We start from the raw sequence: 13654 nt of genomic DNA, 5'->3' as shown, positions 1-13654 counted from the left end.
GGCTTCGTCACTTATAGATTATTTACTGCTCCATGCACAAAGTAATGAGTGGCATGTTCGTGTAGGGGATTATAGCCTCGAGCTTGCTCAGGAGAAATGTGCTGAAAGCAAAAACAGCAGTGCATTTCAGTTTGATATCATGAATGAGGCGCAACGTGTGGATGAAATAGCAAAGGCAGACATAGTGATCTCAATGTTGCCTGCCAAATTTCACCCTGTAGTAGCGGGTATTTGTGTTGATAAGGGTATCAATATGATCACGGCCTCTTATGTGTCCGATGAAATGAAAGCCCTCGATAAGGCTGCTGCGGAAAAAGATATCATCATATTAAACGAATGTGGACTTGATCCCGGGATAGATCACATGTCTGCCATGAAGGTAATAGACCATATCAGGGATGCCGGCCATGAGCTTACAGCCTTCGAATCTTTCACTGGCGGTTTGCTTGCTCCCAGTGCGGATGACGATAATCCGTGGGAATACAAATTTACCTGGAACCCGAGAAACGTGGTGCTGGCAGGACAGGGAATTGTGAAATTTATCCAGGAAGGAAATTATAAATACATACCATACCATAAATTGTTTAGAAGGACTGAGCAGGTCCATATCCCGGGCTACGGGTACTTTGAAGGATATGCCAACCGTGATTCTTTAAAATATCTGGACGTTTATGGTCTTCGAGGAATAAAAACCATTTACAGGGGCACTTTCAGGAAGCCGGGATTTTGCCGCACCTGGGATATTTTTGTGCAATTGGGTGCCACCGACGATACGTACGAAATGGAAGGAGTTAAGGAAATGACTCACAGGCAGTTTATTAATTCCTTTTTATCGTACAACCCTTACGATACCGTGGAGCTGAAATTGGCTCACTATATGAATCTGGAGCTTGATGGCCCTGAAATGCATAGATTGAAATGGTCTGGTGTGTTTGACGATGAAAAGGTAGGGCTTGATAGCGGTACGCCTGCTCAAATACTGGAGCATATATTAAAGAAGAAATGGACACTCAAGCCTGATGATAAGGATATGATTGTGATGTGGCACAAGTTTGAGTACCTGGAGGATGGTAAGCCCCGGGAGATCCATAGTACGCTTGTGGCGGTTGGTGATGACATGAAGAATACAGCTATGTCCAAAACAGTAGGACTGCCCGTGGGTATAGCGGCAAAGCTGATACTGGAAGGGAAAATTAAATCTAAAGGCGTGAAAATACCGATTGAAAGAGACGTTTATACACCTATATTAAAAGAATTGTCAGAGCAGGGCTTCGAGCTGTCTGAAAAGCAGGTCAAATAATTCCTCTCGATTAAAGTTAAAATGTTAAAAAGGCTCTTCAGTAATGTTAGAGCCTTTTTAATATCTTATTTCCACGGCTGATAAAGCCTGCCGATGCATATGGCATCTGATCTTCGATAATTATCTGTAGTTCATTTTTCAGGTCAGGTTCCTTTTTGCAGATATTGGCCAGTACTGTCATAGCAAAAACTTTTACGGCTACAGGTTCCCTTGCCGAAGTAAGCAGTTGGAAACCAATGTCTGTCATATCTCCCTGAAGGTTTTCTTGCAGTTCGATATCCTGTAGTATTCGCAGTGTGTTTCTTTTTACAGCATCATGCACATCATTTCTCAGGTTCAGTATCATTTGCTTTAGGTAAGGCCGGATCAGTCCAGGATGGTTTTCCGCGCACATGCTTACAACCTGTGCAGCCCTTTGTGTGACACGGTATTCATTGCTCAGGAACAGTTTCATGAGCACATCAAAGCGTGTGGGATCATTTGAAATGTAACGGGCAATCCTGTTGGCGTTTGATTTGGAATGTTCCTTTAGCAGTTCTTTTCTTATATCCACATCTATATTCTTCAAGGGCAGACAAAAATATACTTTTAGTTTTATCCGTGCAGTTTTTAACGGATCAAACTGAAAAGCTGCAGTAAATAGAACAGAAAACAAAGCTTGCAAGCCTAATCGCTTAAAATCACGTAAACCGCGTCCATTGCCATTTTCCCTTAGTTTGCCAACTGCTTAACAATTGTTTGTCAAACATAGAGTTGAAGTTTCCCCCGGAAACTTTGCTTGATCCTTTATCATTCCTTTCGCCTTCTTATGGTTGTAGAGCGGTTGATCCAGCAATTTACATTGATGGTCTGTCCCTCTTCTCTGTTCTCTGTAAATATGTCACTGATTGTTGGGAACTGTGTCTCGGCACTGCGCATAGCGTCCTGGTCACCGGCTTTCTGGTACATGTCATAGGCCAGCCAGTATACCGCACGGTCACTCACCCAGCTTTCCTCTTTCTTGCAGTCGTTGAAACTGCTGTAGTACAAGTCACCGATCAGTTTATATGCTTTTTTGAAATTTGCATCCGTCTCAACTGCTTTTTCTGCATATCTTCTGGCTTCGGGCTTGTTATTCACTTTGTTATGCTGAACGGCTATATCATAGTGTATCTGAGCTTTTTTGGAAGGATCATTAGTGGCCTCGATAGCACGGTTAAAATACTGCATAGCTTCTTCCATATTTCCTTTCTCAGCCGCTTTGATAGCTAAAAACCTTAGTAACGCATAGTCTGGCTTATCTTTCATGAGTATTTTGGCTGCCTCCTCAAAATAAGGCTCATTGGTACAGCCTTGCGATAATGAAAGGGAGATGACCCTTGGAGTCATTTTAGGATCTTTCCTCATTCGCGGAACCAGGTCATTTTTGATTACATTACAGTCGATGTCAATGATCTCCAATAATATTTTAGTGGCTACAGCCCTGACCTTCTCGAAAGTTTCGCCATCTCCGCCTTGCTGCTCTTTATAATCAATAGCATCTATTACACGATAGTAGCGGTCAAGGATGTCGTCTTTGGTGAGAGGTTTTATTTTGTGGTACTTCCGGGTCACGTCCATATAGGTGGCCAGGTTATTAGTGCCTACATCTTTTTGGTTCAGTTCATAGGTACGTTCAAAGACGTTGAAAAGGTCCAAAGTTTTATCATCCCGGTTACGGTAGTACTTGTAAGCGGCTGATGCCTTTCTGTCAATAAGGTCTTTTTCGTTGTTAAAATACTTGATGCGAAGATCATATAGCAGCATAACGGAATCCTGATAGACCTGGGCTTTAGGGTTGCTTTCATCTTCTGCAAAATCCTGATAGAGTTTTATGCCATTAATGTAGATGCTTTCATGGATTTCCGGCGTGTTGCTTAGCAGCCAGGCAAGATGTTTTCTGGCTTCTGTTGTTTTTTTAAACTTGAAGCTATCAGAAAACATAGCATGTTCATTCTGTGCTTTTTTGCTTAAGGCCTCATCTTCCGGCAAATTCAATTGAGCAGTGGCAGCTTCGTTAATACCTGCTATGAGCAGACAAATCAACAAGGTTTGTTTAAGGGATTTCATCATCAGCTTAGTTTACAAGACACTATGACATCAAAATAGCATTTTTTTATCAAAAAACTGACATAATTTCTGCTTTTTCTCTATTTCAGAGAATGGCGGGTTATTTGATCAGTGTAGGTTAAAGTAAGAAAATTACGGATATGAATTTCGATAAATATACAATCAAATCACAGGAAGTGCTTCAGAAGGCGGCGGAAATTGTTGCTGGTAACCAGCAGCAGGCTATAGAGCCCGGTCACCTGATGAAGGCCATTTTGGCATCAGATGAGAATGTAATTTCTTTTCTGGTCAAAAAATCAAACGTTAACAGGCAACATTTGGAAACCAAACTTGATGAGATCATCACCGGGTATCCAAAAGTGAGCGGCCAGCAACCTTATCTGTCCAACGACTCAGCGGCGGCACTGCAAAAAGCGGAAAAGGAGCTGAAAGAGTTTAAGGACGAGTATATCGCTGTTGAGCATATCATCCTGGGTATACTCGATGGCAGGGACAAAACAGCAACATTGCTTAAGGATGTTGGATTTGACAGGAAGGGTTTAATAGCAGGAATTAAAGAATTGCGAGGAGGAAGCAAAGTGACAGATCAAAATGCAGAATCGAAGTACCGTTCACTGGAGCGATATTCGATCAACCTTAATGAGCAGGCCAAAAAGGGTAAGATAGACCCCGTGATTGGCCGTGATGATGAAATACGCAGGGTATTGCAGATCCTTTCAAGGCGGACCAAGAACAACCCGATATTACTTGGGGAGCCAGGTGTAGGTAAAACTGCGATAGTGGAAGGCATGGCACAGCGGATAGTAGATGGTGATGTGCCCGAGAACCTGAAAGATAAGATACTTATCTCCCTGGATATGGGTTTGCTGGTAGCAGGTGCCAAGTATAAGGGAGAGTTCGAAGAGAGGCTCAAGGCCGTGATCAAGGAAGTGACAGACTCTGACGGCCAGATCATACTTTTTATAGATGAGATCCACACCCTTATCGGAGCTGGTGGCGGTGAAGGTGCTATGGATGCTGCCAACCTGCTCAAGCCTGCGCTGGCCAGAGGTGAGCTGCATGCCATTGGAGCCACTACACTTAAGGAGTACCAGAAGTATGTGGAAAAGGATAAAGCGCTGGAACGAAGGTTTCAGGCGGTAACGGTAGATGAGCCATCAGCGCAGGATGCCATCTCTATTCTGAGAGGGATCAAGGATAAGTATGAGATCCATCACGGGGTGCGTATAAAAGACGATGCTGTAATCGCGGCAGTAGAGCTTTCTCAAAGGTACATATCCGACAGGTTTTTGCCAGATAAGGCTATAGACCTGATGGATGAGGCCGCTTCTAAGCTGAGGCTGGAAATGGACTCATTGCCCGAAGAACTCGATGAGCTGAACCGGCGTGTGATGCAACTTGAAATCGAACGCGAAGCCATAAGAAGGGAAAAAGATAAGGAAAAGGAGCGGCAGCTTACTAAAGAGATCGCCGACCTGACTGAAAAGCGCAATGACCTGAAGGCCAAGTGGGAGAATGAAAAGACTGTAATTCAAGGGATTAGGCATCAGAAAGAAGAAATAGACAGGCTGAAATTTGAGGCTGAGCAGGCTGAAAAAAGCGGTGACTTTGGTCGTGTAGCTGAAATCCGGTATGGTAAGATAGTAGAGGCAGAAAAGCAACTTGAGGAGTACCAGAAAAAAATATCGGAAATTCAGGAAGAAAGTTTGATGAAGGAAGAAGTTGATTCCGAGGATATTGCTGAGGTTGTGGCCAGGTGGACCGGAATTCCGGTGTCCAAAATGTTGCAAAGTGAACGAGAAAAACTGTTATCTTTGGAGCAGGAATTGAGAAAACGCATAGCCGGACAGGAAGAAGCCATACGGGCCCTATCTGATGCGGTGCGTAGGAGTAGGGCAGGACTGCAGGACCCTAAAAGGCCGATTGGCTCATTCATATTTCTTGGAACAACGGGCGTTGGTAAGACGGAGCTATCAAAGGCCTTAGCTGAATATCTCTTTAACGATGAAAATGCTATGGTAAGGATAGATATGTCCGAATACCAGGAAAGGCATTCTGTGAGCCGACTGGTGGGTGCGCCTCCGGGATACGTGGGCTATGATGAAGGCGGACAGCTTACCGAGGCGGTAAGAAGAAAACCTTACTCCGTGATCCTGCTTGATGAGATTGAAAAAGCTCATCCTGACGTGTTCAATATCCTTTTACAGGTTTTGGATGATGGAAGACTGACTGATAATAAGGGTCGTGTGGCTAATTTTAAAAATACGATCATAATAATGACCACAAATATTGGTTCTTCCATAATTCAGGATAATTTTGCAGACTTGAATGATGATAACTTGGAAGAAGTTATCGACAAAACGAAGGATGAGGTCTTTGAATTGCTGAAAAAGTCGGTGAGACCCGAATTTCTGAATCGTGTGGATGAAACCATCATGTTCAGGCCGCTGTCCAGACAGGATGTTCGCAAGATTGTGGATATTCAGTTTAAGCAGATACAGAAAAGGCTTGCAGAGTCTGGTGTCAAACTTGAAATATCTACCGATGCGTTAGACCACCTTGCCAAGAAAGGTTTTGACCCTCAGTTTGGGGCAAGGCCGTTAAAGCGGGTGTTGCAGCGTGAGATATTGAATGAATTGTCAAAAGAAATATTGGCCGGCAAGATCAATAAAGACGCTATAGTAGGCGTTAGTCTTGGTGAAGACGGTCAGATAGAGTTTATAAATCTTGACGAAGTTGAAGTTTAGGTATGTGAAGTTGGTATTTGGGTTTAGGTTGAACGGTCCCGGGGGTGGTTCCCCGGGGCTACCTTTTTATGAGAATTGATTTTTTATAGTCAGGCGCAGAAACCTGAGAAGTAAATTAGGAACCCACCTCTCTTGCTCCTTAAATAGTTTAACAACTACTTTTGCCGATTGCGATTAACAACTACCTGCCAGCAAAGAGATGAAATTTAGGATCTCCTCAGAAATTCAGCTTGACCCCTGATTGCTACTAACGACTGCCTATCAGGCACAGAGGCGAAAAGTTAATGTTTCGAGACAATCCCGCCTGATACCTTTTTTCTAAACCCCGGCTTCCCAATTCATCAGCTTGCCCTTGTAAACTCCTTCCACTACCTCATTATTATCCAGCTTTAGCTGAAATTCAATAACATATTTATCCTTCCATTGAGACACTTTTATAGTGCCATCCGTGGCGTATAGCGATTCTCCATTCTTACTGCTGAGGTCATATTTTATGAGTACTTCTGCGCCGGTGAAGGTGAAAGGATCTCTTTCTTTGTCCTCAGTTTCTCTGAATTTGTAGGTTCCGGCACTTATGGTGGCGGGGTTATCACTATGTAAATCAAAATAGATATAATTCAGGGCCAAGGTTTTGGTGAAATCAGCTTTGATTTCGGAGCCGAGATGCACGTCGTAGTCATACGATCTCTTGTCCGGGTGCATGCCATACGTTTCCAGATAGGCATGAGGAATTTGAAAAGTATTGCCCTTATAATCAAAGGTGTTGGATTCCCTGGTTTTGTTATGAAAAGCCAGGATACCGGTGAACAATGAGACGTAGAAGAGGGCTTTAACTGAAGTTTTCATAACCAAGGTTGTTTTTATACAAATATGGTTATGCAAGAGCGGAAGATTATAAGGGTAAATACCTAATTTACCCTAAGTAAAACTCTTAATTTAAAAGTTTGAAATGTACCCTTCTTCTACAGCAAAGAAGCCCTTTAGTCTTTTGATAGCGTTTTTGTTTGTCAACATAATCAGGTAGTCGCCCTGTGCGATTTTAATTGTTTCTGAGGGGTTTTTATATAACCTCCTTTGGCCCTCTTCTATTTTAACGATTCCCAGGAGTACCACATTGAATTCCTTTTTTAAGTCAAAAAACACCTTTTCATAAAAGTGGTCTTTAAACGGATTATTTTCCAATACCATAAACTGCTTGATGTCATAATCTTCATCGGTTTGCGGGTAAGCAATGATCTCCTCACTATAAACTGCTACATCAGGTTCGAAGATGTAGCTTGCCAGTAGCTTGGAAGCAATTTCATGTTTGGACACTGTGTAGGTTACACCGGCACTATGGAATGTGCTTTTGAGGTTGGCATTATCCAGGGTTACCACGAAGTTTAGGTTTTCGTAATGCTTTTTCATATTGAGCACGTACACGAGCTTTTCAGTGTCATCATGCAGGTTAACAAACACTATGGAGCTTTCGCGGATATTTACTTTGTGGAGGAGGTCGAAATTGTTGTAGTCCGAAAATAAAGTAAAAACCTGCTTTGTGGAGTAGTATTCATGAATTATGTCAACATTGTCCTTCTCCTTGGTCACTATGGCGATGTTTCTGCCGGCAGCCACCAACTGATCCACTACAGCTTTGCCAAAATCGGACCACCCGATCATGACCACGTGGTTGGTGAAGTTAGTGCCATCGAGGCCTAATTTTTTATTTTCTTTAACGGTATTCATAATGTTGGTGATTTGTCCGATAAGTACGCCATAGAAGCCGAGGCTGAAAATAAGGAAGATGGAACCGAAAAGCCGGCCCTGGTCCGTTACGGGATGTAAATCTCCATAGCCAACCGTGGTAAGGGTAACAATGGAGAACCAGAGGGCGTCGTCGAAACTTTTGATATTGGCCTGTGGGTGTGCGGCCTCTATTTTTATTAAAATGCTCAGCAACAGCACATAGATTATGATAAAGCTAAATGCTATTGCCAGCAATTTTATGTAGTTGGGCTTTTTCAACATATTAGTTGTACATATGTAACCCGCTTATTTTGAAGTTTATATTCGCATACCTAAACGAACTTCATCAGCAATCTTTTGATTGTATTCAAAAGTCATTTTTTGATAGTTTATAATGTCGATAATGGTGCCAATGTAGCATAAGCCTGCTGTAAAAAAGAATAAAATACCCATGCCTACCTGGTTGAGTACGAAGCGTTGTATACCTGCAATACCCAGTAAACCGATGAGGGAAAAAATCAGTATTTCCTGAGGGTTTTTTCTTCTTGCCCGATAGATGCCGATAAAATTCCTTGCCTGCTCTTCATCCATTTTCTCTACAACTGCCTGTATGTATATCAGTTCTTCTCCCTGAAGCTCAGGCATTAAGTGCATTGCGTTTGCCATTTCTAGTTGTTGTTAAATTTTTGACTTGATTGAATAAAATGATAATGTAATTATCCTGTAAGATAATATTATTATTGCGAATAATCCTAAAGGGTGAGTGGCAAATGAAGCGGTGAGTTCTCCCTGGAAAGCAAGGGAAATGGATCTTCCAAGGCCACATCCGGGGCAAAAGTCAAGGCCAAGGTTGCTTAGCGGACATAGTGTAAAGTGTGTGGAAGACTCGGTTGGGAGCAATGCCAGGGCTATAAGGGCTGTTAACCATATGATGCCTTCTGGCGAAAACCTCATTCTTATGGCCCTGAGCTTCTTCATCTTGTTATTTTTTAAGCTCCAGCAGCACGATGTTTTCAACATGGTGGGTATGTGGGAACATATCAACTGGTTGTACTGCCGTTACTTTATATTTCTGATCCAGAATAGCAATATCCCTGGCTTGTGTGGCAGGGTTACAACTAACGTATACTACACGCTCCGGGGCTGCATTGAGTATTACTTTGCAAACATCTTCATGCATCCCGGCCCTTGGGGGGTCAGTGATGATCACATCCGGTCTGCCGTGTGTATGGATAAACTCATTATTGAGGAGGTCTTTCATGTCACCGGCAAAAAAAGTAGTGTTGCTGATATTATTGATCTCAGCATTTACTTTGGCATCTTCAATAGCAGCCTCAACATATTCAATCCCAATAACCTTCTTTGCGTTATGGGCTACGTAATTGGCGATGGTTCCGGTGCCGGTATACAGATCGTAAACCAGCTCTTCACCGGTTAAGCCCGCTAGCTCCCAGGCTTTTTTATAAAGTAGATTGGCCTGCTTGGCGTTCGTTTGGAAAAATGATTTGGGGCCGATCCTGAATTTTACAACCTGATCGGGAGCATCAGGCAGTGGCATCTCTTCCATAATATAGGGCTTACCATGCCAGTTCACCACTTCCAGGTCATGAAAAGTTTCATTGCCCTTGGTGTTGATTACATAATTCAGCGAAGTGATTTCTGGAAATTTGTTTTTAAGGTGATTAAGTACCAACTCAAGTGTTTCCTTATCGTCACCCGCTACCTGGAGGATAACCATAACCTCACCAATGGAAGTATCCCTGATGATCAGGTTTCTGAGAAAGCCCTGTTGCGTGATCAGGTCAAAGAAGGAAATGTCGTGTTCAAGGGCCAGCTCCCTTACTGCCAGTCTGATGTCGTTTGAAGGGTCCGGCTGCAGGTAGCAATGGTCTATATCCAGAATTTTATCGAATCTTTTAGGGATATGGAAGCCAAGGGCATTCCGGTCAAGGTTTTCGTCGCTATCGATCTCTTCTTTGGTAAGCCACCTTTTGTTGGAGAAAGTAAACTCCAGTTTGTTTCTGTAGTACCGGGTGTCTGCTGAAGGAAGGATCTGACTTACATTGGAGAAGGGTACTTTGGCGATCCTTTCCAGACTGTCTATCACTTGCTGGTGTTTATAGGCTAATTGGGTGTCGTAGCTGATGTGCTGCCACTTACAACCTCCGCAAGTGCCAAAGTGGCTGCAGAAAGGCTCCTGACGCTTGTCGGAGTATTTTGAGATATGCAAAGGAATAGCCTCCAGAAAGGACTTCTTTTTCCTTATTATTTTGATGTCGGCAACATCTCCGGGGGCTACACCGGTTACGAAGACCACCTTTCCGTCATAGTGGGTTATACACTTGCCTTCCGCCGCAATACCTTCAATTTCTATGTCTTTTAAAACTTTATTTTTTATCTTCATGTTTTAATGGCCCCAATCAATCAGGTTTCTTTTACTTGTTGTTCCAAACTTACTTGTGTTCGTTATGAGAAAAATTTTACTCGTATCCATTCTCATATTAATCTGCAAAGTTAGCTCATTTGCTTCTCATATTGTAGGGGGAGAGTTTGAATTAGTCTACCTCAGTGGGAATAATTACAGATTAAACCTGATCATTTATTTTGATGAGATCAATGGTGCTCCCGGTGCCAAGTACACGCCCCTGCCGCTAGCCTGGATATACCGCAAAAGTGACAATGCCGTGATGATGCAGGATATTCAATTGTCACTGTTTTCTGAGGAGCCTGTGGAGTATACCGTGCCTTCATGTGCTAATGATGCCATTGTAAAAACCACCAAACTTGTTTTTAGCCGGGTTATTACGCTTGATCCCAATAGCTACAATGATCCCGATGGCTATTATATTGTCTGGCAGCGCTGTTGCCGAAACTATAACATTGTCAATGTGGTGAGTGAGAACCCTGATGCAGGTGGTATCGGTTCAGGCCTTACGTTCTACCTGGAAATACCACCACTGATCAAAGACGGAAAGCGATTTATTAACAATACACCCCAACTATTCCCTCCTTTGAGTGACTACGCCTGTGTCGGTCGCGGATATTATGCCGACTTTAACGGTTTTGATGCTGATGGTGACTCCTTGGTTTATACTTTGGCAACTCCACTCAATACACCTTCAGCAATTCCTCATCCTCAGCCGCCTTCTACGGCGCCGTACCCTCATGTGATCTGGGAGTCTACATACAACATCAATAATATTGTTCATGGTAATCCTGACCTGTCTATATCGGCAGACGGTCTTCTGAGGGTTACACCTACCGAGCAAGGGATTTTTGTATTTGCCGTTAAGTGTGAAGAGTTCAGGGATGGAGAGAAAATAGGAGAGGTGAGAAGGGATTTTCAGATGGTTGTGGTTGAATGCCCACCCGGAGGGAGTGAGCCTAATGTTAATATTGAGCTTGAAGATGGTACAACTTACAATGAAGGGGATGTTTTACACTTTCTGGCAGATGATGATAAATGTGTGAAATTCACTGTTGAAGATGAAACGGGTGGTAAGGTTAACCTGAAGCTTGATCCGATAGGATATGACGAGGAGAATTTTGATATTCAGATTTTAAGTACATCTCCGGCAGGAGACCAATTGACTGCTCAGGTTTGTTTTACAGACTGCCCTCCTGATAAGGACCTTCCATTTGAGGTGAATTTTATAGGGTTGGATGATACCTGTCCGCAGCCTTTGCAGGACACTGTAAAATTGACGGTAAAAATCACTCCTCCGGATAATGACCTTCCAGTGCTTAGTCATAAGGAGGATAGCGATGGTAGCTACTCTGCGGCAATTCAGCGGTTGGTGACTGTGAATGAAAAAGCAGGTGGAATGAAAATCATTGAACTACTGGGGCAGGATGGGAATAATGATTTGATGGATTTTATGCTTGAACCTGTTGATTTTGAATTGGCGGATTATGGCATGAGCATCGTTAATAAGTCGAATGGTCCGGGCGTTAGGGAAACCTGGCTACAGTGGAACTATGATTGTCAGCAGATAAGTTTTGATGGGAAGACATCATTTGAAATAAATATCTATCTTGAGGATCAGGATGATTGCCTCTATGAAGAACCGGTATTGGTTACGCTGTTTTTGAACATTAAGCTACCGGATAACAGCCTGCCAGATGTGTACAGCAATAAGCTGGGAAGCAGCAATCAATACGCTAAGGTGACAGCCCTGCTTGATGAGACTGTATCCTTTGATGTGCGCGGAACAGATTTGGATGGGGATTTGACATTTATAGAGGCAGTTCCTGCGAATTTTTCCTTTTCTGATTACGGCGTAAATTATAATCGCGTAGAAGGGCAAGGCAAGCCCTCAGCAACTCAATTGAATTCCACCTTCGCATGGGCTTTGGAATGCAAAAAGTTCAATCTGGCTGAGCAGGATTCATTCCGCATCTATTTTATGATGGAAGATTTCGATAAATGTGAGATCACTAACAGGGACACGCTTACAGTTGATTTTCTATTGTCTCCGCCGCCTAACTCCGATCCGTTGTTGACTGTGGAAAGCGTCAATAAAGCTTCCATTGTTCAGGATACGGTACATATCATTATTGATGAAGATGTTAGCCTTCGGGTTACCGGCCGCGATTTTGAAGGTGATTCCCTGACATTATACCTTATTGATGATCAGTCAGAGGTGCTGGGATACAACTTTGCCAGGAAAACAGGGTTGGGCACTGTGGTTTCAGACTTCACATGGTCTCCCGAGTGCCATGTGCTGGAGGGGCAGCCTGAGGTATTTGTGCCGCTGACTTTTGCCGTGCAGGATAACCATTGTACTCAGCCACGGGCTAAAGAGTATGCTTTGGTGGTGCACATTAAGGATATTAATGATAAGAGTGAGCAGTTTATTCCGCCTAACGTCTTTACTCCAAATGGCGATGAGCTTAATACCTACTTTGGTATGTACCGGATCGATGAGCAAACGGGGATAGAGGAAAATATTCTTCCCATAGACAACTGTGCCGGTCAATTTGAGAAAGTAGTGGTATACAACCGCTGGGGAAGGGAGGTATATTCCAGCACAGACCGTTATTTCAAATGGTATGGTGAGGATGTGGCTTCCGGAGTGTATTTCTACTACATAGAATATACCAACAGGGGCTATCGTGGTTCACTTACCATTCGTTTCTAACCCCGACTACAGAAAGGAGATCTTTTTCAGTTTGTCTTCTTTGATGAAGACTGTCTGGCCATTCCATTCGGTTTGGGTCCAGATATCTTTTTGTCCTTTTACAGGTAACCGATGTCCCTTGCCCACTATGGCCACTACTTCAGCGCCGGCAGACGGTCCATCCATGATGTAGGTATTGCTTTGAGTAATGATTGCTTTGTGATAATCCCTGCCAAAGTTTAAGGTGTAAAACAGCAAAGCCAGGGTAATGATGGCAAAGACACCGGCAACTACCGGCTTTCTGTTATATTTCTTTTTCCGATATACCATTACAGCTACAAGCATCAGGGCCAGGGCAAGAAGTACGATTACAATGGTATCGAAGAATTTAAAAAAAACGGTTTTGAAAAAATCAAAATCACCATAGCCATAGCCTTGCAGGTCTCGTGCCTTGGCAAGCTCTTCCATTTTGTCCAGGGCTTTCCTGTCTGCTGTTTGCAGGTAATACAAATTGATGTAGTAGAGAGCATTGGTATAGTCGCCAAGACCTTCCTTAATGAAGCCCATCTTCAGGAGCATGGCCGGTGAAGTGAGGCGCTCTTTTTCCAGCAAGTGCTGATAGATGTCGAAAGACTCTGTATACTTTTTGGAGAGGAAGAGAGAGTCGGCTTGAA

At 43.2% G+C, this 13654-nt stretch carries 11 protein-coding genes; 3 read left to right on the top strand and 8 right to left on the bottom strand.

All coding sequences use genetic code 11. The features are described from left to right. Positions 1–1300: saccharopine dehydrogenase family protein (locus tag E1163_RS09555; protein WP_155171213.1), on the top strand; the 1300-nt coding region annotated here is incomplete at its 5' end. 46 nt (positions 1301–1346) lie between these two features. Here the strand turns inward: E1163_RS09555 and E1163_RS09550 are convergent. Both E1163_RS09550 and E1163_RS09545 read right to left on the bottom strand, forming a co-directional pair. Beyond that, complete coding sequence (locus E1163_RS09550; protein WP_155171212.1) at positions 1347–1868, bottom strand: hypothetical protein; 522 nt, start codon at positions 1866–1868, stop codon at positions 1347–1349. A 221-nt stretch (positions 1869–2089) separates the two neighbouring features. After that, positions 2090–3391, bottom strand: a complete 1302-nt coding sequence (locus E1163_RS09545; protein WP_155171211.1) for a tetratricopeptide repeat protein — start codon at positions 3389–3391, stop codon at positions 2090–2092. 137 nt (positions 3392–3528) lie between these two features. On the opposite strand from E1163_RS09545, the gene clpB reads away from it, so the two are divergent. Further along, complete coding sequence (gene clpB / locus E1163_RS09540) at positions 3529–6135, top strand: ATP-dependent chaperone ClpB (RefSeq protein WP_155171210.1); 2607 nt, start codon at positions 3529–3531, stop codon at positions 6133–6135. A gap of 318 nt (positions 6136–6453) precedes the next feature. Here clpB and E1163_RS09535 read toward each other — a convergent pair whose 3' ends face one another. The 5 genes from E1163_RS09535 to rlmD all read right to left on the bottom strand — a co-directional run bounded on the left by E1163_RS09535 (position 6454) and on the right by rlmD (position 10264). After that, a complete protein-coding gene (locus E1163_RS09535; RefSeq protein WP_155171209.1) occupies positions 6454–6981 on the bottom strand; it encodes a hypothetical protein in 528 nt (175 codons plus the stop codon). A 90-nt stretch (positions 6982–7071) separates the two neighbouring features. Next, complete coding sequence (locus E1163_RS09530) at positions 7072–8142, bottom strand: potassium channel family protein (protein WP_155171208.1); 1071 nt, start codon at positions 8140–8142, stop codon at positions 7072–7074. Between the two features lie 36 nt (positions 8143–8178). Next, positions 8179–8526 (bottom strand): TM2 domain-containing protein, encoded by a 348-nt coding sequence (locus E1163_RS09525; protein WP_155171207.1) that lies wholly within the window; start codon positions 8524–8526, stop codon positions 8179–8181. A 12-nt stretch (positions 8527–8538) separates the two neighbouring features. Beyond that, positions 8539–8838 (bottom strand): DUF2752 domain-containing protein, encoded by a 300-nt coding sequence (locus tag E1163_RS09520; protein ID WP_221417972.1) that lies wholly within the window; start codon positions 8836–8838, stop codon positions 8539–8541. A gap of 4 nt (positions 8839–8842) precedes the next feature. Continuing rightward, complete coding sequence (gene rlmD / locus E1163_RS09515) at positions 8843–10264, bottom strand: 23S rRNA (uracil(1939)-C(5))-methyltransferase RlmD (protein ID WP_155171206.1); 1422 nt, start codon at positions 10262–10264, stop codon at positions 8843–8845. A 64-nt stretch (positions 10265–10328) separates the two neighbouring features. On the opposite strand from rlmD, the gene E1163_RS30990 reads away from it, so the two are divergent. Next, the gene (locus E1163_RS30990; RefSeq protein WP_221417971.1) at positions 10329–13001 is read left to right on the top strand and encodes a T9SS type B sorting domain-containing protein; all 2673 of its coding nucleotides are present in this window, start codon (positions 10329–10331) and stop codon (positions 12999–13001) included. 6 nt (positions 13002–13007) lie between these two features. On the opposite strand, the gene E1163_RS30510 is transcribed toward E1163_RS30990, so the two are convergent. Then, on the bottom strand, positions 13008–13654 hold a 647-nt coding region (locus E1163_RS30510; protein WP_185156033.1), incomplete at its 5' end, for an SH3 domain-containing protein.

Origin of the sequence: Fulvivirga kasyanovii (genome assembly GCF_009711405.1) — a bacterium.
Lineage (GTDB): Bacteria > Bacteroidota > Bacteroidia > Cytophagales > Cyclobacteriaceae > Fulvivirga > Fulvivirga kasyanovii.
The sequence above is the reverse complement of the archived record's forward strand: the minus strand, read 5'-3'. Positions and strand labels throughout refer to the sequence as shown.